The 18,036-nt window shown below is 50.7% G+C and carries 21 protein-coding genes; 8 read left to right on the top strand and 13 right to left on the bottom strand.

Features of this window, described 5'->3' with window-relative positions:
* Nucleotides 1–199: 199 nt before the first annotated feature.
* Both HMPREF3039_RS14365 and HMPREF3039_RS07140 read left to right on the top strand, forming a co-directional pair.
* Nucleotides 200–514 carry a hypothetical protein gene (locus tag HMPREF3039_RS14365; protein WP_147549827.1) on the top strand — a complete coding sequence of 105 codons (315 nt, stop codon included), beginning with the start codon at nucleotides 200–202 and terminating at the stop codon, nucleotides 512–514.
* A 3-nt stretch (nucleotides 515–517) separates the two neighbouring features.
* Nucleotides 518–1,387 (top strand): RecB family exonuclease, encoded by an 870-nt coding sequence (locus HMPREF3039_RS07140; RefSeq protein ID WP_067570274.1) that lies wholly within the window; start codon nucleotides 518–520, stop codon nucleotides 1,385–1,387.
* A 101-nt stretch (nucleotides 1,388–1,488) separates the two neighbouring features.
* On the opposite strand, the gene HMPREF3039_RS07135 is transcribed toward HMPREF3039_RS07140, so the two are convergent.
* The 6 genes from HMPREF3039_RS07135 to HMPREF3039_RS13750 all read right to left on the bottom strand — a co-directional run bounded on the left by HMPREF3039_RS07135 (nucleotide 1,489) and on the right by HMPREF3039_RS13750 (nucleotide 8,297).
* On the bottom strand, nucleotides 1,489–1,923 hold the full coding sequence (locus tag HMPREF3039_RS07135; RefSeq protein ID WP_067570272.1) for a very short patch repair endonuclease: 435 nt from the start codon (nucleotides 1,921–1,923) through the stop codon (nucleotides 1,489–1,491).
* Nucleotides 1,924–1,945: 22 nt separating this feature from the next.
* The gene (locus HMPREF3039_RS07130) at nucleotides 1,946–2,527 is read right to left on the bottom strand and encodes a hypothetical protein (RefSeq protein WP_067570270.1); all 582 of its coding nucleotides are present in this window, start codon (nucleotides 2,525–2,527) and stop codon (nucleotides 1,946–1,948) included.
* Between the two features lies 1 nt (nucleotide 2,528).
* Nucleotides 2,529–4,187 (bottom strand): DEAD/DEAH box helicase family protein, encoded by a 1,659-nt coding sequence (locus HMPREF3039_RS07125; protein WP_067570268.1) that lies wholly within the window; start codon nucleotides 4,185–4,187, stop codon nucleotides 2,529–2,531.
* Nucleotides 4,184–6,568 carry an ATP-binding protein gene (locus tag HMPREF3039_RS07120; protein WP_067570266.1) on the bottom strand — a complete coding sequence of 795 codons (2,385 nt, stop codon included), beginning with the start codon at nucleotides 6,566–6,568 and terminating at the stop codon, nucleotides 4,184–4,186. The genes HMPREF3039_RS07125 and HMPREF3039_RS07120 overlap by 4 nt, the downstream gene beginning before the upstream one ends.
* Before the next feature lies 1 nt (nucleotide 6,569).
* A complete protein-coding gene (locus tag HMPREF3039_RS07115; protein WP_067570264.1) occupies nucleotides 6,570–7,562 on the bottom strand; it encodes a DNA cytosine methyltransferase in 993 nt (330 codons plus the stop codon).
* Between the two features lie 96 nt (nucleotides 7,563–7,658).
* A complete protein-coding gene (locus tag HMPREF3039_RS13750; RefSeq protein WP_147549823.1) occupies nucleotides 7,659–8,297 on the bottom strand; it encodes a type IV toxin-antitoxin system AbiEi family antitoxin domain-containing protein in 639 nt (212 codons plus the stop codon).
* Between the two features lie 219 nt (nucleotides 8,298–8,516).
* Here HMPREF3039_RS13750 and HMPREF3039_RS07105 point away from each other — a divergent pair, with 219 nt between their 5' ends.
* The 5 genes from HMPREF3039_RS07105 to HMPREF3039_RS14485 are packed head-to-tail and all read left to right on the top strand — an operon-like array spanning nucleotide 8,517 to nucleotide 10,504.
* Nucleotides 8,517–9,368 carry a DUF932 domain-containing protein gene (locus HMPREF3039_RS07105; RefSeq protein ID WP_167506762.1) on the top strand — a complete coding sequence of 284 codons (852 nt, stop codon included), beginning with the start codon at nucleotides 8,517–8,519 and terminating at the stop codon, nucleotides 9,366–9,368.
* Between the two features lie 45 nt (nucleotides 9,369–9,413).
* On the top strand, nucleotides 9,414–9,719 hold the full coding sequence (locus tag HMPREF3039_RS13745) for a hypothetical protein (RefSeq protein ID WP_067570259.1): 306 nt from the start codon (nucleotides 9,414–9,416) through the stop codon (nucleotides 9,717–9,719).
* A gap of 32 nt (nucleotides 9,720–9,751) precedes the next feature.
* Entirely contained in the window at nucleotides 9,752–9,880 is a 129-nt protein-coding gene (locus HMPREF3039_RS14490) for a hypothetical protein (protein ID WP_269447938.1), read from the top strand.
* Nucleotides 9,881–9,903: 23 nt separating this feature from the next.
* Nucleotides 9,904–10,386 (top strand): hypothetical protein, encoded by a 483-nt coding sequence (locus tag HMPREF3039_RS07095; RefSeq protein ID WP_067570257.1) that lies wholly within the window; start codon nucleotides 9,904–9,906, stop codon nucleotides 10,384–10,386.
* Nucleotides 10,373–10,504, top strand: coding sequence for a hypothetical protein (locus HMPREF3039_RS14485; RefSeq protein WP_256151000.1), 132 nt, complete (start codon nucleotides 10,373–10,375; stop codon nucleotides 10,502–10,504). Before HMPREF3039_RS07095 ends, HMPREF3039_RS14485 begins: the two co-directional genes overlap by 14 nt.
* A gap of 192 nt (nucleotides 10,505–10,696) precedes the next feature.
* Here HMPREF3039_RS14485 and HMPREF3039_RS07090 read toward each other — a convergent pair whose 3' ends face one another.
* The 3 genes from HMPREF3039_RS07090 to HMPREF3039_RS07080 form a co-directional block, all read right to left on the bottom strand.
* Complete coding sequence (locus tag HMPREF3039_RS07090) at nucleotides 10,697–11,374, bottom strand: HNH endonuclease (protein WP_067570255.1); 678 nt, start codon at nucleotides 11,372–11,374, stop codon at nucleotides 10,697–10,699.
* A gap of 134 nt (nucleotides 11,375–11,508) precedes the next feature.
* Entirely contained in the window at nucleotides 11,509–12,774 is a 1,266-nt protein-coding gene (locus HMPREF3039_RS07085; protein ID WP_067570254.1) for a type II toxin-antitoxin system HipA family toxin, read from the bottom strand.
* Nucleotides 12,767–13,087 (bottom strand): helix-turn-helix domain-containing protein, encoded by a 321-nt coding sequence (locus HMPREF3039_RS07080; RefSeq protein ID WP_067570325.1) that lies wholly within the window; start codon nucleotides 13,085–13,087, stop codon nucleotides 12,767–12,769. Before HMPREF3039_RS07080 ends, HMPREF3039_RS07085 begins: the two co-directional genes overlap by 8 nt.
* Before the next feature lie 143 nt (nucleotides 13,088–13,230).
* Here HMPREF3039_RS07080 and HMPREF3039_RS07075 point away from each other — a divergent pair, with 143 nt between their 5' ends.
* A complete protein-coding gene (locus tag HMPREF3039_RS07075; protein ID WP_067982285.1) occupies nucleotides 13,231–14,934 on the top strand; it encodes a GNAT family N-acetyltransferase in 1,704 nt (567 codons plus the stop codon).
* A gap of 99 nt (nucleotides 14,935–15,033) precedes the next feature.
* On the opposite strand, the gene HMPREF3039_RS07070 is transcribed toward HMPREF3039_RS07075, so the two are convergent.
* The 4 genes from HMPREF3039_RS07070 to HMPREF3039_RS07055 all read right to left on the bottom strand — a co-directional run bounded on the left by HMPREF3039_RS07070 (nucleotide 15,034) and on the right by HMPREF3039_RS07055 (nucleotide 17,889).
* Entirely contained in the window at nucleotides 15,034–16,341 is a 1,308-nt protein-coding gene (locus tag HMPREF3039_RS07070) for a tyrosine-type recombinase/integrase (RefSeq protein ID WP_067982282.1), read from the bottom strand.
* A 418-nt stretch (nucleotides 16,342–16,759) separates the two neighbouring features.
* Nucleotides 16,760–17,098 (bottom strand): hypothetical protein, encoded by a 339-nt coding sequence (locus HMPREF3039_RS07065; protein WP_082770155.1) that lies wholly within the window; start codon nucleotides 17,096–17,098, stop codon nucleotides 16,760–16,762.
* Nucleotides 17,099–17,111: 13 nt separating this feature from the next.
* Complete coding sequence (locus HMPREF3039_RS07060; protein ID WP_067570247.1) at nucleotides 17,112–17,699, bottom strand: M15 family metallopeptidase; 588 nt, start codon at nucleotides 17,697–17,699, stop codon at nucleotides 17,112–17,114.
* Nucleotides 17,692–17,889, bottom strand: coding sequence for a hypothetical protein (locus tag HMPREF3039_RS07055; RefSeq protein WP_067570245.1), 198 nt, complete (start codon nucleotides 17,887–17,889; stop codon nucleotides 17,692–17,694). Before HMPREF3039_RS07055 ends, HMPREF3039_RS07060 begins: the two co-directional genes overlap by 8 nt.
* Nucleotides 17,890–18,036 lie beyond the last annotated feature (147 nt).

Below are 18,036 nucleotides of genomic sequence, written 5' to 3'. Positions count from 1 at the left end.
CGAGGTATCCATCGAAACGGAAATCACCCACACATCCGAACTGGCTGCGGAAACGGAACGACTCTACGGCTCCCTTCAGTCCGCCGTCGATGCTCAAATCCAACAAGTCGGATTCGTCCCTGACGAACATTACGGCACACAGGCTACACAAAGGCCAGTTCCTAGAGCTTCCGCTTCACTGACGACATCAGAATCATCCGTGAGACAAACACCACCTGCAGGAGCTCCCGAGTCCTCTATTGCAACCGTTCCCGCATGGAAGTGCTCGGAGAAGCAACAGGCTCTCATCCTGGAACTGGCCGGAAAGGTCGGGCTGGATGACTCTGCCCTGAACGAACTGGCTACCCGGAGATTCAACAAGGTCGTTGCCATGCTCGACCGCATGGAAGCTTCCGGGCTGATCGACGAGCTGATGAACCGCTCCGGTGCGACATCCAAACGCTCGGCATCAGGCAGGAACAACTACACCCGCCGTCCCGCTGCGACTTATGCCGGTAACTCCAACCCGTACTGACCTATGATTGCTCCCGTAACCCGCCCCATACGTTCATCCTCCCTGCACCCGGCTATCGCATTGATGAAGAAGTTTCCTTCGGAGGCTTCTTCTCCCTCTGCCGTACGCCCGGACTACCTGTCTCCCTCCTCGGTCAAATCGTACCTGTCGTGTTCCCTGCGCTTCTTCTTCGAGAGGGTAGCGCAGATACGGAAGCCGACAACGGTCGCCCTGCATGTCGGCAAGGCTATCCACGCCACACTCCAATCCTTCAACCTCGCCCGATGGCGGGGAGAAGACAGCAGTGAGACGGCCATGGAAGAAGCCTTCTCCACTCACTTCCTGGAGCTGGAGAAGACGGAAGGGCCGGTGGACTACGCCGACGAAGAAACACGCCAGAAGGTACATTCCTGTGCTTGGAACACGGTCAAGGCCTACATGAGCTCCGATGAAGTTGCTTCACAAATGCCCCTAGGAGTAGAAGTCGGCTTGTCAGCCACCATCCCCGACCTGCCGGTTCCCGTGCGCGGCGTTATCGACCTTGTCCAGCACGATTTGACGGCGGTAGACTACAAATCCGCTGCCGCCAAACCGGACGTCGGGTACGCCGCCTTTGATCATGAACTCCAGCTGGTCACCTACCAGATGATGATCGAAGAAGCCACAGGAGGCTCTCCTCCATCACTGGATCTAATCTATCTGATCAAGACAAAGACGCCGCAGGTAATCCGGGTCAAGATTCCGCCTGCTGACGAACAGCGTAAGCAGCGCGTCGCCGACCTGTACAGGATTGCCTACGAAGGCATTACTACCGAGCGTTTCCATCCACAGCCCGGGATGCAATGCTCCTGGTGCCAGTACAGGAAAGAATGTTCCGGGTGGTGTAGAAAGTAGTGTGGAAGTCATTCAGAAGCCTGCCGTAAGGTTGGCTTCTTTTTAGCCTTCTCGAATGGACGGCAGCCCCTGGGAACAGTTTATTTCTCATTGAGACTTTCTTACTTTGATATGGCCTTTTGATACGCCTCTTCAATAATATCCGCACACTTTACGACGTCTTTTTTTATATCGCTCTCCCAAATTCTTATCACGTTCCACCCCTCATTTTCCAAATGAACGGTCTGCTCCTTATCTCGTTGGATATTACCGAGAATTTTGTCCCGCCAAAACTGCGTATATTTATCCAGTTCTTCCTCTAACGACGATAAGCCTCGGATTGCCCAGTTATGTCCGTGCCAGAAGTCACCGTCACAAAAAACCACAATTTTCGCCCTCGTAAAAACCACATCCGGTTTGCCTTTGAGAGATTTTACGTTTACTCGATAACGCAAACCGCGTGCCCAAAGAGCGTGGCGAAGCGCGAGTTCTGGTCTCGTATTTTTGGACTTCACCGCAGACATAATCTTATGGGTCATTTCTAAAGTCCTAGACATATGCATCTCCTAAACCACAAAGTCAATCGTTACAGAATACCGCCGCTACTCCAACGGCTCCGAGCGCGGTTTTAATATGTTTCTTATCTGCCACAGTGAGACTGTTATTCGTGGCAACAAGATGAAGGCATATTTCAGGCATTTTCCCATCTACTGATAGTCCCGCTTCTCTCGCTATTAGTTCTAGAGCTTTCCTCAGCGCAGTTTCCCATTTTAGAACGGTTCCACCGCTGATGACAAAAATACGACCGTCATCAGAGCGAGAAACCGATACCCGTGAGTCTTTTCCTGTGCATTGTTGAATAACAAACGATGGGACTCCGTATATTCGCTGAATTGTGTCAGTCGGAGACACCCCATCGAGAGCGCATTTCGTAAACCGTTTCATGTAGGCATTGAGAATTCCATCCTTGATGTATGTGCGAACTTTTTCCTTTGGGTAGTATTCCCGCAACACGCCACCAACAGCGGAATCCTCAACAAGAGAGTCCAAAAATAGAGAACTCTCAGGACGGCTTAAAGTCCTGTAGCTCATCTCATCGGCTCTAGCGTATATGAGTGTCTCAATTTGGTTTCTCTTCTTGTTTGGCAGTTTTTGTGTCATATCAAAATCCCTCTGGAAATTTCAGATTAGTCTCGTCGTCAGAGCCACCCAAATCCGCTACATCTTCAAGCCACATGTTTACGAAACTCTCCATTCTCGCGTCAGAGAAAGATACAAATCCTTCCTGAAGGTAAATGACCTCATTTTCCGCTCCTTTGACTTTTCCCTCTCTGTTCATTTCAATGATATCGGCCATACGGCGAATATCCGATACAAAGTCCAATACGATGACTTTCTCTTTGCCGTCCGACAAGCGTAACCCTCGCCCAAGCTGCTGAACGAATATCCGACGTGAGTGCGTAGCCCGCAAGAATAAAAGGATATTGACGTCGGGTATGTCGATACCCTCGTTCATGACATCTACCGCGCTAACCGCTTGATAAGTTCCCGCTGCGAACGCCAAAAGCCTCCGCCTCCGTTCCGCTTTATCAACCCTCGACAGAGCAGCACAGGGAATTCCCGCCGCTGAAAGCATATCAGCGAAACGATTACTATGTTCAATGGAAGGCGAGAATATAGCTATCTTTGGATTAGGAATATCCTTGACAACTTTCCTAATCTCCGAAATGACGGCCTCGTCACGTTGAGGCAGAAATAGACGTTTATTCAGGTCGCGGATTGAGAGATTCTGCCTACTTATCCGCTCCATATTATCCCAGTCTACGTTGTCGCACAAAATTCGGTAATCCACTTTGGAGAGATAACCCATCGCCATACCATCAACAAGCGATACCTTTTCCAAAGCCTCTCCGAAAACAGTTGTAAGGCTTTGCCCGTCACCGCGCCAAGGAGTAGCTGTCATGCCGATCAAGAACTTTGGTTTTAGATGTTCCAGGCAAGTTCTGAAGCCGTGTGCGAGTGCGTGGTGCGCTTCGTCAACTATCACGACATCAAACTGGCCTGGCTCAACTCCCGGAAGATAACCATATAGGCTTTGATAAAGCCCAAAGGAGATACCTTCCGTGTCGCGTGGCGGCAAGCCGTCGAAGAATACCGAAGTTGGCACCTCCTTTTTTATTTGTGACCAAAAGCCCTGTTCCAACTGAAGAGCCAAGTCAGTGGCATGGCACAGTACGAGAATGCGCCGACATCCCTTTTCCCAAAGTTCACGGGCAATAGTCGCGGCGATGACCGTTTTGCCAAGTCCCGTGGCGACAATGTAGAACGCTCGCTTGTCTCCTCTTTCAAATGCCGCGAGTACCTTTTGGACAATTTTGTCTTGGTACCGCCTCAATCCTCGCCGACTAGCATGGTCGACGGGCATCTGGTTTATAAGGGCTTGGATAAACGCGCCATTCCAAAGTTTTAGGGTGTATCCGTTCTTCTCAAGCTGCTTCTGACGTTGACGAGCGGTTTTGGTAAACTCCCCGTTAGTGGCAACAGCGGCAATGTTAGCGTCATAGAATGACAAAGCGTCAATAGCCTCTTTCAAAGCTTGAGGTCCTATATAGCGGTCGCCAGAAACAGCCTTAGCCTGAACAACCCAAGACCTAATCTGGTGGCCTTCTGGTCGTGTGGCGAGGATGTCACACCCTTTGTCGCCTGCTCCACCGATAACAGTGGTGTCATTCCAACCCAAATGTTCCATTAATCGGGCAATTACCCGTTCAAGGCCTTTCCAGTTATACCCGTTAGATATGTCGTCCGTGTAAAAATTCATGCGTTCAGCTCCTTAAGCAAGAAGTCCACGCTCAACGACGCGCGTGCGAGTTCGTTCTTTTGAACACGCTGGCTATAGCCGGAAATTACCCTAAGAGCGTCCTTGATAAATGATAGGGCACGGTCTTTGGACTCATCTCGAGCACGGAGGGTCGCTTTTTCATCTTGCAAATTGATTGTTATATAGGGAGTTTGAAGCACCTTTCCGTCAAACACATCCTCTGGGAATCGTTCAATCAGTCTATACAACGTTTTAGGCGGTACATAATCAATAGCATCATATCCTTCTTCTATTCCAGACTGGAAAGCTGTGAGCAAGGTAGTGTTTGACTGAATTAGGTTCGTAACAGTTTCCTCGACCTCTCCCGCCGATTCGTGGACACAATTAACCACGTCAGCAGCGCGGTCTCTGAGAGCAACCGCTAGCTTTTCTCTCAGAAGGTCAAACGCGCTACTTGCTCTATCTTGAAGCGATTGACGATCTATTTTGGCTTCTTGCATCGTCGTCTCCACTAGTTCGGCGTATACCGATACCAAATCAGGCAGACTATCACGAGCTTTCAGTTTCTCCGACAGATACTGCAATAGGAGCATCTTCGCGGTTATTGGGTACTGAGCGAGCAACGGATGCGACGGGTCATAGACAAAGTCACAGTCTATGCCGTCAGACTGAAAGAAGCATGGCTTTTTCTCACCGCGATAAAATATTGAGCCACGGCTTAACTCATACACCCTCACATTTAACGAGCCGGTGTTACCAAACTTATAGTTACGCCCACTCAACTGGCTTACGGAAATAGCCCTTTGAATTAACTCATCCAACTTAGACGTTTCCGGCGAGGGAACGGGTTGGGGAGTAGTCACCGGCAGCGAGCTCGGTTGCGAGTCGTCTGTTGGGTTACCACGAACGATTACCTGTGGCGGCGATATTACCGTCCCACTAATGTATGCGCTAATATCGTCAGACGGAGTTTCTCCCGTATTGACTGCGGTAGTCGCCCTCGCACCCCCGGTACTCTGCTTTTGGTCTTCCTCTTGAGCGGCTTTCCACCACAAAATGTCGTCTAGGTAGTCGCGCATCCCTTTTCTAAACTCGGTGGCATATCTTTTTGCCACATCGTTAGGAGCAAAGAGACACTTTGTGCCTTTGTCAACCCTACGGAAGGCGTTGACTAAAACACAGAGAGGAGAGGGATTCTGTTCGGAAAATCCCAAAGCCTTTCTTGATTTAGGTAAGAAAGGACCCACACCACAAATCGCCTCTACTGTCTGAGCCCAAGAGTTATCAGAACGGTCAAAGTCGTTTTTTTGGTATGTCGGCAACAGGTAGTCAACGTGCAACTCGCCAACAATACGACCACCTACCGAAGTACCCAATTCCAAGGGATACTGAAGTTCTTTTTGCCCGGTGATGGGGTTTTCGTATTGGAACAGTGACTTATCGGATATGAGAATTTTTCGCCCATTCCGTATGAAATCGATGCCGAAATCGTTTGGGTCGGCGTACCGTTGAATTCCAAGCCAGCCAGTTAACCTCTTACCTCGTTCTACGATATGGGCCGGTAAATCACGTCCCTCTTGCTGGTCAACATAGTATTGTTCCGCTTCATCGGCAGTCAAATAGCAGTTCCGGCTCAAGTCGAAGAGAGCGTCGCCAAGATTTCGATCTATCATCATGCGGGCTGATACATTCTGGTCGCTGTAGCGCACATAGCGAGACTCAGACCAAACGCAATGGTTTCGCGGGCGCAACTGTCTGCCTTTAACGTATATAGCGATTTCCTGATTATTTAGAAGTGATGCGTAAATCGCCTCTAGTCGTTGTCGAATTTCATTCTCTTTATTCGGCAACTCAGTAAGTATGCCATGACGAAGTCGCGAGATGGTTATCTTTGTACCATGTTCAGCGGGATTACTTTTCGCTTTGTGGATAATAGGAGCATCAAAACGCCTGGTATCGATTAACTTTTGGAAGTCAATCTTGATGCCGACCCAATCGGAGTCCCCGCTCCTTGTAGTCATAATGGTTGTGACTTCACCCAAGCGCGCGGTCGAGATGTTGAATCCCATACCGAAAAGCCCCAAATTACCAATGGGATCGTTGCTTGAATATCCCGCGCGAACAGCATTTTGTAGCTGTTCTATCGACATACCGCAAGCGTTGTCTGTAACCTCGATAGCGCGGTCATCCGTAGCGACTGAGTCGGAAGCCCACGTCACGACAATCTTCCGCTCGTCTTCTTCCGGTATTGCGGTTTTATCAGAAAGGAACGCATCGATAGAGTTGTCAATCAGTTCAGCGACACATTGCCACGTCTGAAACGGTATTTCGCCCAATGTCCGCAAGATTCTCGGAGTCGGCGTTATATCGAGTGTGTTCATATTACACATTTCTTTCTTCTTCTTTCACAGTTTTCAGATAATTCACTATGGTCTTTGCCACTATATACGCAAGCATTGGTGGTACCGCATTCCCTATTTGAGAGATGCTTGTTGTCTTGGCATGAATAAACTTAAAATTATCGGGGAACGTTTGAATCCTCGCACACTCACGAACGGTCAGCCTTCGGTCCAACGAGTAGTGGAACTGAACCCTCGACTTTGGATTTGCCCGAATTGTATAGGCAGGCAAATCTTTTTTGTTGCTCTCGTCGCCTTGCCCATTGCCCTTTTTCGCGCGGGAAGCACCGAAATATTGGCTCTGGTTTGGTACACTTTCATCTGTTACGTTGACCAAATCACCTATAGCCCACTCAATGCTCCTGTGCTTCCCCTCAAATCTAGGCTTTGGAATTTCAGGAAATCCATTTACTTCGTGAATGTCATTCCTTACACAGATAAAGAATAATCTCGCCCTACGCTGTGGAACTCCATAGTCAGGAGCGAACATCTTCCAAACCTCAACTTTATACCCAGCGTTAGTGAGATCGGTCTTAATGGTCTTCAATACCTCTCCATTTTCCATACGCTCAAGGTTAATGACGTTTTCACCCACAACAACCATGGGCTTATGCTTATTCATATATGTAATAAGCGTCTGATACAGTCTCCCTCGCTCAGACTGTAGACCTCCCAAAGGGCCACAAGAAGAAAACTCCTGACAAGGAAAACCACCAATAAGTACCTCCGCTTTCGGAACAGAATTCACATCAACCGTGGAAAGATCTTTGACGAAAGCATGTCCTTCTCCGAAATAACCGTTATAAGTCTCGACACAAAGCGGCTCATAGTCGTATGCCGCTCGGATTACGAATGGTAATCGCTTGTAGTCTTCATCATGGTATCTGAAGTCACCGCGAAAGCCCAAATCCAGACCACCACATCCACAAAAGTACGAAACCACGGAATATGCCAGCCCCTGTTTATTCTCAGACATTACTGATGACTCCTTGTCCTATTTTGATTTGCTCCCTTGTTGTAAAGGACACGAAGCGCAATCTGTTGCATTACCTTATAGGAGGTTAAAATTTCATCAAACACGTTCATAACAAATAGCCTTTTCCAATAGCTTCAGTTCATTTTTTTTCTTGTTTGTTGTTTCAGCACATGCACGGATAATACTGGTGTCCATATTTGAGATGATATTCCAATCTGTCTTTAGATAATTTTCTAAATAGAAGCGCATGGCCTTTACTGATTGGATACGGAGGTTTGGAAAAGAAATAATCAGATCGCACAACGCTTTTTCCGTTGAAGCTGATATATAACAGTATCCCTCATTAGTCGTTTGCTTGATTAGGCCAATGGGGAAATATGCATCAGACACATGAAGGTATTCGTAGCGTCCAGTAGCATTCTCAAATACCTTGTTTCTCTTCATACATGCGGACTTGGTGGTATGTACCCGTTCAGGAATGACTCCTTTCGCCGACAAGACAGTTTCATATGAAACATAAGAGGGGTGAAGTAGATGGTTGGCGATCAACTCCCGAGAGGGAGAACCTTCTTCAGGAAGGCATATATACAAATCTCTACGTAGATTAAGAAGCTGTCCCTTTTTTTGTAGTCTTGCAATCCTGGCCATAGGAGCCTTGTAGTCCTCGAGAACTGACTTGAGGATATGTGTATGAATGGGAACAGTTCCAAATTGTTTGATAAGCGGAGCAGACATGCGTAATGCGTATGATAGATTTAGCGAAAATTGATCAGTAAATCAACATGAAATAAAATAAAGGATCAATTTCTGCTGAACCGATCACTTTGAAAAATCTCTATCCCTCCACGTCATATATTCCTGAGGAAGTAGATTCTCTGCTTCCTGTCTGAGCCCGCCTCCCGGCCTTGTTCCGGGGGCGGGCTTTTTGTTGCAACAAATCAATCATCAATGAATATGAATACTCACACATCCACACGCGAACTCTATCGCAATCGCGACAACAGCCCGCTGGACAGATTCCAGATCCGGCGTGTCGCGCCCTCCGTCTTCGCCGACCGCGAAGACGAGAGCCGCTCGAAGAAATACCGCTTCGTCTCGTCCGACTCTCTGCTTGACCAGATGGAAGAAGCCGGGTTTCTCGTCGTCGGAGCTCAGGAACAGCGTACCCGGAAACCGGACGGCACTCCTACCCGCAAGCACCTGATTCGCTTCGCCCACCGGGATGTGCTGGAACATCACCGTGAGCAGCGCATCGAAGTGGTCATGATCAACAGCCACAACGGCAGTTGTTCCTACCAGCTCATGGCCGGGATCTTCCGGCTGGTGTGTACCAACGGTCTGATTGTCGGGGCGCGTATTGCCGCGATCAACATCTGCCATATGGGCCATACCGGGGAGGATGTGATTGCGGCCAGTCTTCAGTTGGCCTCTGAAACGCCCCGGATCATGGACGACATCCGCCGCATGCAGGGAGTGAAACTACCTTACAAAAGGCAGGTGGACTTTGTTCATGAAGCGGCACAACTGCGTATGGGAGACGACTATGAAGACAGGATACGTCCTGAAGCTCTTCTGTCGCCCCGGCGCTGGAACGACATCGGCTTTACGGCGGGAGGTCCGGCTACTGTCTGGCAGTGCTTCAACCGGGTTCAGGAAAACCTGATTCGGGGAGGCGTTCCCTTGAAGCCTCAGAAGGATGGCGTCTATCGCCGCCGCTCCCTGCGGGCGCTCAATGGCATTGACGGCAATACGCGCCTGAACCGGGAGCTCTGGGATCTGGCCGACAGCTACGCCCTGAACAACTGACCTGAGACAATCATGAGAAGAAAACATCATCCGAGATTGAAACGTATGGAACGGACTCCATTGCTGACCGGGCTGGAACTGTCCATTCTCCTGTACCTTCACGGCGACTTTGAACGCAGTGATGAGGAGATCATGGCGGAATGCCGTGGCATCGAACAGGAGAGCGTCAGGCATGCCGTCCGTGGTCTGGCAGGGAAGGAATTCATCATCCGCACAAAGGAAGAAGAATTCCTGCTTCGGTCCGACTGCTGGCTGATTACCTATGCCGGACGACAGGCGCTCAAGCAATGGGTGTCAGCTGCTGCTCCGGCTCGTCGATCATCCCGGACAAGAGCTCACGCATCAGCATAGCCATGAACATGAAAGACCTCCTCATTGCTCTGGTGGTACTCGTACTGCTGTGTCTGCTGGGACCGGTCGTCGTCGGTATCCTGTCGGCTCTGGTGGCCGTGGCTCCGTATCTGCTCGCCGTGCTGTTGATCCTGGGCGTCATCGCCTTCTTCCGCAAGTAACCCTGACAGAAAAGGAATGAGACATGGAGACGATGCCCATCATCGCGCAACTGCGCTCCACGAGCGGATACAATACGGACGCCCCGTACGTGTACATGGAACTGGACACGGAACTACTGGCCCGGATCGAGAAGGCGGTGTCTCTTTACAGCAGTCATCAGAACGATCCTTCGCTGGGGTTGAGCAAGCTGCCGATTCACGGCCCGTCCATGACGGCTCTGGTGAACCTCCCTGAACTGACGGAAGAACAGCAGAAGTCTCTGGACGAGGACGAAAGCATCCTGCTGGATTCGCCGATTCCGGAGACGGAACTGGATACACTGGAAAGCTGCATTCGGCTCTGCGGTGAAGCCATCGACATCCTTGATGTGCGATGCCTGTACGCTGTGGCCTGCAACAAGCGCACACGGGACATGTATGAAGCCAATATCGGGGCCGTACTGAGACATCTGCTCAAGTCCCGCCATCATCCCGGAAAGGAGGAGTTGCCTGATGCTGACGATTGAGAAGTACAAGGGCACCCGCTTCTGGGCCGTCTTCCGCGACGGAGAGCTATTGGCCGTGACCGTGTACAAACGGGGAGCCGAGGCGATCGTCAGGACGCTGGAAGCCAGGGACGGATAAGGCCGCCATTCAGCAGCTCTTCTTCATCATGAAGTCGAGCTGTTTTTTAGCTGTCGCAGGGAGGTTCCGGTAAAGGAGAAAGTCCCTTTGGTGCCTCTCCTCGTAAACTACTTCCGTAGCGCCCCGGAAGCAATCTTACAGACCGGAAAGGCATTCGTGAAAAGGATCCGCATGGGTAAATCGTTCATGAGATTATTCCCGAATTAATCGAGGCACTTTGCTATAAAGTTTTGAAATCAAACTATCTCTATCTATGCCGTAGTGCATTTCTCGATGGCAGTTTGGACATAACGCAACTGCATTCGTTATCGTGTCGGAACCACCATCGGCAAGCTGTCTAATATGATGAACTTCTAGGTATGGGATACCATCCGTGCCATAAAAAGGGGCGACGTTTCTACATCCTTCACAAATTCCGTTAGCTACTTTCAATACCCATGCTTTTACCTTCGCGTCACGTTGGTAAGCCGAGATCTTAGTTTGTATGATTTTTGGAGTTACATTCCCTATTGGTTCATGAAGTAATGGTTTGTCCAATTCTTCACGCACAGCAGTTTCAAAATTCGCAACGGGAATAAAGGATACTCCTTCCGCTTCAGCAAACATTTTTTCAACTTTCGCCGCATTCTTTGCTCCAATATTTTTAGCCGGTTTTAATCCTGGTAGCCAGTTTCGCCCCATTAACGCCAGAACATAGGATATGTTCTGCATCCTGTACGCAAAGGATTTCTCCGTGCGTCCATATTTACGATGAAGTTCTTCATAGTAATGCTTTTTTGTAAAAGGCTTATTGGAATGGTGTTTTTGAAGCATCTCAACATAAACATCTACTGCTGCCCTTAATTCTTCATCCGTCCAGTCATTATTCATGATTATTATTGTTTACAGTATAAATCCTAGTCAGTCGATATTGGCTATCTCCGGGGACACCTGGATTCTAAATGATCATCACAGGGTTGAAATTTCCGAAGGCTAGACAAACAAAATCAGGTTCATTCCCTCTCTTACGTCAATACTGCCATAAATCCATCTCCATGTTCAAAGGCAGAGGCCATGCGATCCTGTTCCTGTTTGTTGATGCCGAATGATTCCGCCGCCTGCCGCCACTGGCTGACTGCCCGGGCAATCGGGTTCAGCAGGTCATTCGTTTCAGAGATCTTGATCCCGCATTCAGGAGCGATACTGCGGAGGACATCCAGGGATGCGGATGTATCTTCCCAGTCGATAGCCGTATTGAGGTAGCGGGGGCGTATATCCACGGGAGTCGGGTTCACGTCGAACAGTGGCGATAGAGACCAGCCTGTTCCCCCGGCCTGAAGGAACCCGTGATTCCGAAGATGGTCATCCGTGTTGGAAATCATGACGCTGAAGGCGATTCGCTGCCATAGCTGGCGCAAGTCTTGCCTGGGCGTAGCGCCGTACTGGCGGATAGCATCCACGATTTCGAGGTAACTGTGCTGTTCGTTATCCCGGGCTCCCAGCATGCTCATGGCCGACAGGTAGGGGATTCTTCGCCGTTCCTGTGTGCGGTCGAAGCGCCAGACGATCAGAACATCCTTGTCAGTTATTGTTTCCAGTTCGAAACGCGGGACTTGAAGCCCGGCTTTGAATGCCAGAGTCAAGGCGACGGCTTCCCATGCAACGATGTTGTATTCATCATCATGCCGAGGGAACTTGGCGATACAAAGCTGACCGGACTTATCTTTGACTGATGCTTTGGGTCGGGCTCCCCCCAGGGAAGAGCCGGGAGCGAGGAGCAACCGCAAGTCTTCGGCGTTTTCATCGTCCCGGCAGAAGTGATCGGCGGCATGCAGCAGACGAGACAGATTGACCAGAGGAGGAATCGGCGTCGTACCCGGAGGGGTGCAGAACGATTTTCCACCATCCTGTGAAAAGCGCAGCGCTCCCTGTCTAGCCTCGTCGTTCACCATGAGCAGATAGTCCAGTTCGGAGAGCGTATGCGGACTTTCATTGGCTGCTCGCGCTCGTGCCAGCTCAGCCCGCCGCATCAGAACGCGCCCCCACCTGTCAGGGGTGGAATCGCCAATCGCTCCGAATACACTTTGCCCGGGAGTGGTATGAAAGGTACCGTCAGCCAGAGGCAGGAGTGGTTCCAGTGCAAATCTGTACGGATTTGCGAGCCATTCCTTGTTGTACTCGAAGGAGGCAGATTCCCGGCCTTTGCGAAAGTACGACCACAATCTGCCTGCTCGTACTGGCTCCTGAGAGGAAGGCAGGTCAATGAATACGTCGATGGGAGTATCACTCATGAGTCTTGGGAAGGTGGATGCGTTTGGGCAAGCGTTCTTCTTCAAGAGTCCTGCCTACGGGATCATTATTGGCATCGACAAGGTTTTTGAGACGGTCGGTCAGCCCCAGGACGAACAAGACGGCGGCATAGTTGCCCAGGGATACGCTGGGGTCACCTTTTTCAAGTCGTCCCAGAGTTGCCCGAGAAATGAATGCCCGTTCAGCCATCAGTGTCGTAGGGATACGCCGCCTCTTACGGGCATCGCTGATGTCCGCCCCCAATTTCTTGAGCGCCGCTTTCACTGGGCCCGGCAATGGGGATGTGGTTTTCATGAGAGAAATATGTATCATATAGTAAGCAAAATCAAGAAATATGTATTATATATGAGTCATTATGAGAAATATAGGGTTCATTCCAATCCAAAATAATTTTTCTACTCTTATCAAGTAGTGCGCTGTATCATAACGCTATGCGTATGATACAGCGCACTACTTGGGTTACTTCTATAGATAAGGCCAACTCAATCGTAGCCTCCAACTCCAGAAATCTCAACATCCTGCTTGGCCTGCTGGGAGCCGGCGCCCTCGCAACGGGAGCCGTTGCCACCGGCAAATACCTCACCCGCAAAGATCCCAAGTCTGAGATGGGCAAGATCAAGCTCAAGATGCCCGCACTGAAGAAAGACCCGAACACGGCCGCAGAAGTCGAGTTGCCCATCGATATGCCAAACCTCAGCCCAGCGCTCATCGAAGGACTCAACCGAGGAGTCAGACTGCAAGCCCGGAAGAACGTACGCGCCAACTCCTTCAAGAGAGACCCGGAGACAGGCAAACTCATCCCATATGAAGAATGGAAGGCTCAACAGCTGGTGAATAAACCTACAGAGTCTCATCAATCTGACAACGTCATCGAATTTCCCGCCTTGGCAAAAGCGGCATCCACCTCTCCCGGTCTCGCCAATTTGCTGGCGAAATCTCTTGGAGCTGGCGTAGGCGGTACTATCGGCGCATTAGGAGGCGGCGCAGGAGCCGTGCACCTGGCAAAACATCTCGGTGCAGGGGATACAGCAACTGCTCTGACCGGCATTCTGGGAATGGGAGCAGGAGGTCTCAGCGGAGTTCTAATCGGTTCTTCCGTAGCAAACAAGGTAGCCCCTCCCGTAGAAGAAGGTGACCCGAAAGCCGAAGCGCAAGCATCTTTCGCAAATACAGGCTCATCGCCCGCCGGCTACACCGCCGACCTGGACGATGACTTTAGCGACGAAGATCTCGACAAGTATGCGTCATGGCAGGATGCGGCTAGTAATGCTGTTACTAATTTGGCGACCATGATTCCCGGCGGTTCGGCTCTCGCTGCCCCCCAGGTTGCTATAGACAGGGCCAAACAACTCGATCAGCAAGAGGCGCAAAAACGTCGAGCTGAGCAGCAGCAAGTAGACGCCTACATGGCCGCAAGAAGGCAACCTCAAACACAAAGTTTACCTTCGCCTCAACCTCTTACACGTTCTTCTAACGGGTTAATATGGGGAACTCAACAGCCTTGGAATAAAACTGCATCCGCTCCACCACAGCAAGGTCCACACATGCCAGCCAATCAGCTTGCCCGGCGCCCCGTTACGAACACCCTGCCTCTTTCCCCTGGATTGGCTCCAGCTGCGGCCAAGGCAGGCGCTCCTCCTGCCGGCAATCTCGACGACCTCTCCATCAAACTGCAAGGAACAGCCAACGACGCCCTCGACATGCAGGCCAAGCAGGCCTACGTCGTCGACTACATCGCTTTCCCATCGCCCGGCGTAAAGTCTGCCTACGATCTTTCAGGGCGCATGGAAGCACAGGCCATCATGGATCGCATCTACAACGAAGACCCCAGCTACTGGCCCTACGGTCTCGGCATTCCCGGACACGACGGCGTCTATCTCATTCGGGACAAGATGACCAAGCAGGCGGCTGGTTTCGTCGGATGGCAGCAGATGATGGAAGGGGGACGCCTCATCGGCTCCTACTCAATCGGCATTCTCCCGGAATACCGGGGGCATGGTTTCGCTAAGGAAGCCGTTGCGAAGATCCTCCGCGAAAAAGCAGCCGGGGTGGACGAAGTGCGCTCCTACGTGATGCCGCACAACCAAAAGTCCAAGGCTCTGGCCGCCTCTCTGCGCGTACCTGTCCACGAAGAGTTTTAACAACGAAAACATATGTATTACGAACAACTGATGAAGGTGGCTTCCATGCAAAAGAAGGCCGAGATTGATGTTCCCGGTCTTGCTAAAAACAGTCTGGTGCTAAAGTTCAAATTTATTCGTCTTTTGTTCCGGCAATACATGGAACCATGCTTCGCCTTCGGCAGCACGAACACCTTCCCGGTAGTGCTTTTCCGTCATGTTGGTTCCCGAGTGTCCAAGCCACATGGATACCCGGGGGATATCGTGTGTCTTGGCGGCTGCATATGAAGCAAACGAATGGCGCAGGGCGTTACGCGGCAGCGTGATGCCTGCCTGCTTCGCCAGTTTGGCCAAGCGGTTTCCGTGCTGTCCCTCGTAGTATTGCCAGTCTGACTGGCCGGATACAGGTTCATATTCAGCCAACGCAAGCCAGGCTTTGGCTGCCTCAGGAAGGGGGACAAATCGTTGCTTCCCGGTCTTGGCTATAGAAGCCGAGACAAAAACTTCATTCTTCTCATCGAGAATGGCCTCCGGCGAGATTCTGACGCATTCTGAACGACGAAGGCCGCAAAAGGCCGCCAGAGTCAGACGAAACAGCATTCCTTGATCATGTTCGAGTGCGGCCTGAAGAAGTTTCTTAAGATCGGAGGGAGTAATGATTCCGATGGCAGCAGATTCTGCTCTGGGGGCGAGTGTCCTCTCGACAGGGTTGTATGCGATAAGGTCCCGGCTTTGAGCCCAGACGAAAAAGCCATGAAGGGTCGCCCGGTAACGTCTCTTCGAGGCATTGCTGAGGGTCTGGTTTCGATATCGAAAGGAATTCAGCTTTTCTTCGATCATGTCCGGCGTGATTTGATTCAGAGGAAGTTCTTCCCAATCTTGCGTCCACTTTTGTAGTTCCTTGACCATGTTCCCATGGTGCGCTTTTTTGATGAGGTTTGATTCGAGCTTCTTATCGATCACTTCCCGATATTGCCCTGCGAGGGGACCGAACTTTCTTTTGAAGTCCACCTTGACCTGCTCTTTCTTGTTCGCAAGGTATCTGGTTAGAGAAAACAGGTTGGTCAATTCCTCAAGGCGATTCAGGTTTTGCTCGTCCGTACTCGTCATGATCCAATTTCCATCAGCGTCTTTCCGGCCATAACTCACTCCGTCGGCGATTTCCTGCTTCAGGTTCTTCAAGGCTTCACGTACTACCAGATACAGAGGAAGAGAAGATTGGTGAGTCACTTCATCATAGATGTTCCTAAACTCTCGCCACAAAAGGATGGCGTTGTAATCGCTTTCATCCACATGTTCCCTCCATTCCTGCTTCCGCAAGTGTTCCGGAAGCATATCATCCAAAGACTGATGCTGAAGCCGTTGATAGGCTTCAAGAGCTTCTTCGTAGGAATCAAAGAGTCGGTGAGTTTCCCTGTCACCGGACATATCGCGCACCAGCCATTTTTTCTTGCCCCGGTGCTTTCTCGGGGAAAGAGAGGCATGTGAACCATACAGCTTTTTCCGGGATCTTCTCACGGTTCACAGTATCCCATGTCTTATTTCTATTGACAAACCGAAAGTGTGTACAATCTGTGTACACAGTAGTTTTTTATTGATAATCAGTAGCCAGAGTTAGATTCAGGTTCTAGTGGGGGTTCCCCCGTGAAGGTTCGAGTCCTTTCGGGCGCACCAAACAAGACCCTGCAAGTTAACTGCTTGCAGGGCCTTACTGGTTTCTTTTTCTATGGTTTGACGGCTGGTTTGCTCCATGTGCCGGTTTTGATGTAGAATCAAAAGGCCGTGAAGGGACATTGAAAACGGGGGAAACCAGGAAGATTCTTTCCATTTCAGGCAAGGATAAGATTTATAAATCCGTTTTTAAGGAATGCCTGTGATTTTCAGGATAGGTTCCTTTTTCTTTTTTGGCGTGGATGCCTGCGAATTCCTCCTGGGCCAGCTTCATGAAGACGCAGGCGGAACATTTTCTTTCAGCGGTAATGCGTTGCCTGCGCTCCTGGTCATAGAGTTTTTCGTAGCGTTCGGCGCGTTTCATTTCCCTCCAGAGGAAGATGCCCATCACGGCTGCCACGGAGGCACCGTTCTGGACATATTCAAGCAGGGGATTGAGTTCCGAAGTTGCCATGCAAACAACCGCGAGGGTATTGGCTAAAACGACACTTGTAGTGACAACGGTCTGGGTCATGGTGAAGGAGGGGTCATGTTTCGAAGCTTCGACGCGCCTCCGAAATGCTGCCGAATTTGTTGAGTTGCACATGCGGCGGATCCGCAAAGGTTTTCCATGTGCCTCCCCACTCCAGCCCGTCAACCTTTGTGCAAAGTTTGCCCAGAGTGATGTAAAGAGGATGATCTTCCAAGTATTTGCTGTCCTGGAAAATTCCGAAATCCCAGGCCAAGCCAAAGTTGTGCCAGCTCCGGCCGCCACGGGCATTGGTTACCTTCGGGCGTTGTCTGTAAAGGGCATCCTGTTCGGCATACGTGCGTGTGCCGCAGATGATTTTTACTTCATATCCCCGGTTCCGGGCTTCATTCCGGGCCATTTGGAACCACTGCCGGGCGGCCTTTTGCGCTTCCGGCAGAAGGGTGGAGATGTTTCGTTCGGTGCGTTCGTCGAAGCGGTTGGTCTCCATTCTGTACCGATCTGCATCCCGGGCCCAGAGTTCCGCTCCGTCCCGTGTGCCGCTGCCTGTAATACCGTCAATGGTACCGTGGTAATACCCGGCCAGGCGCAAAAGTCTTTGCCAGTAGAAGGGGTCTTTCTGCAGGTCGGAAATGCTGTCAGCCATTGTCGTGGTCTTCTTGTTCCTTGTTCCGGTCTTTCGTGACAATGCCGATGAGACCTGCCACCGCCATTCCTGCGGCGATGATCTGGTCGGCAAGCGTCTGTTCGATAGTGGCTCCGCAAGCTGTGGCCAGGGCAAGGAGCCCCAGCCATGTGGAACGTTCCGTCAGTCGATTGAGAATGTATTTGAACATGTGATTGTTGGTTGGTGTTGAAAAGTTGCTCTGCGGGAGAAGTCTCCTCCGGCTTGCCGGGAACACCAAAGGTTCTGGAGAAAGGACTTCTTCGGTTCCTCCCCGCCACAAGGCAGATGGAGGCCACAGGCTCTCCGCACAAGTTGA

This window comes from Akkermansia sp. KLE1798 (assembly GCF_001580195.1).
In the GTDB taxonomy this organism is placed as follows: Bacteria; Verrucomicrobiota; Verrucomicrobiia; order Verrucomicrobiales; family Akkermansiaceae; genus Akkermansia; species Akkermansia biwaensis.
Note: the sequence above shows the minus strand (reverse complement) of the source record. Positions and strands in the feature narration are given on the sequence as shown.

Bases quoted from the DNA above. Each gene is read 5' to 3' on its own strand.
- HMPREF3039_RS07140 (WP_067570274.1), top strand. From the start codon at position 518: ATGATTGCTCCCGTAACCCGCCCCATACGTTCATCCTCCCTGCACCCG.
- HMPREF3039_RS07135 (WP_067570272.1), bottom strand. From the start codon at position 1,923: ATGTCTAGGACTTTAGAAATGACCCATAAGATTATGTCTGCGGTGAAG.
- HMPREF3039_RS07130 (WP_067570270.1), bottom strand. From the start codon at position 2,527: ATGACACAAAAACTGCCAAACAAGAAGAGAAACCAAATTGAGACACTC.
- HMPREF3039_RS07125 (WP_067570268.1), bottom strand. From the start codon at position 4,187: ATGAATTTTTACACGGACGACATATCTAACGGGTATAACTGGAAAGGC.
- HMPREF3039_RS07120 (WP_067570266.1), bottom strand. From the start codon at position 6,568: ATGAACACACTCGATATAACGCCGACTCCGAGAATCTTGCGGACATTG.
- HMPREF3039_RS07115 (WP_067570264.1), bottom strand. From the start codon at position 7,562: ATGTCTGAGAATAAACAGGGGCTGGCATATTCCGTGGTTTCGTACTTT.
- HMPREF3039_RS13750 (WP_147549823.1), bottom strand. From the start codon at position 8,297: ATGTCTGCTCCGCTTATCAAACAATTTGGAACTGTTCCCATTCATACA.
- HMPREF3039_RS07105 (WP_167506762.1), top strand. From the start codon at position 8,517: ATGAATACTCACACATCCACACGCGAACTCTATCGCAATCGCGACAAC.
- HMPREF3039_RS13745 (WP_067570259.1), top strand. From the start codon at position 9,414: ATGGAACGGACTCCATTGCTGACCGGGCTGGAACTGTCCATTCTCCTG.
- HMPREF3039_RS07095 (WP_067570257.1), top strand. From the start codon at position 9,904: ATGGAGACGATGCCCATCATCGCGCAACTGCGCTCCACGAGCGGATAC.
- HMPREF3039_RS14485 (WP_256151000.1), top strand. From the start codon at position 10,373: ATGCTGACGATTGAGAAGTACAAGGGCACCCGCTTCTGGGCCGTCTTC.
- HMPREF3039_RS07090 (WP_067570255.1), bottom strand. From the start codon at position 11,374: ATGAATAATGACTGGACGGATGAAGAATTAAGGGCAGCAGTAGATGTT.
- HMPREF3039_RS07085 (WP_067570254.1), bottom strand. From the start codon at position 12,774: ATGAGTGATACTCCCATCGACGTATTCATTGACCTGCCTTCCTCTCAG.
- HMPREF3039_RS07080 (WP_067570325.1), bottom strand. From the start codon at position 13,087: ATGAAAACCACATCCCCATTGCCGGGCCCAGTGAAAGCGGCGCTCAAG.
- HMPREF3039_RS07075 (WP_067982285.1), top strand. From the start codon at position 13,231: ATGATACAGCGCACTACTTGGGTTACTTCTATAGATAAGGCCAACTCA.
- HMPREF3039_RS07070 (WP_067982282.1), bottom strand. From the start codon at position 16,341: ATGTCCGGTGACAGGGAAACTCACCGACTCTTTGATTCCTACGAAGAA.
- HMPREF3039_RS07065 (WP_082770155.1), bottom strand. From the start codon at position 17,098: ATGACCCAGACCGTTGTCACTACAAGTGTCGTTTTAGCCAATACCCTC.
- HMPREF3039_RS07060 (WP_067570247.1), bottom strand. From the start codon at position 17,699: ATGGCTGACAGCATTTCCGACCTGCAGAAAGACCCCTTCTACTGGCAA.
- HMPREF3039_RS07055 (WP_067570245.1), bottom strand. From the start codon at position 17,889: ATGTTCAAATACATTCTCAATCGACTGACGGAACGTTCCACATGGCTG.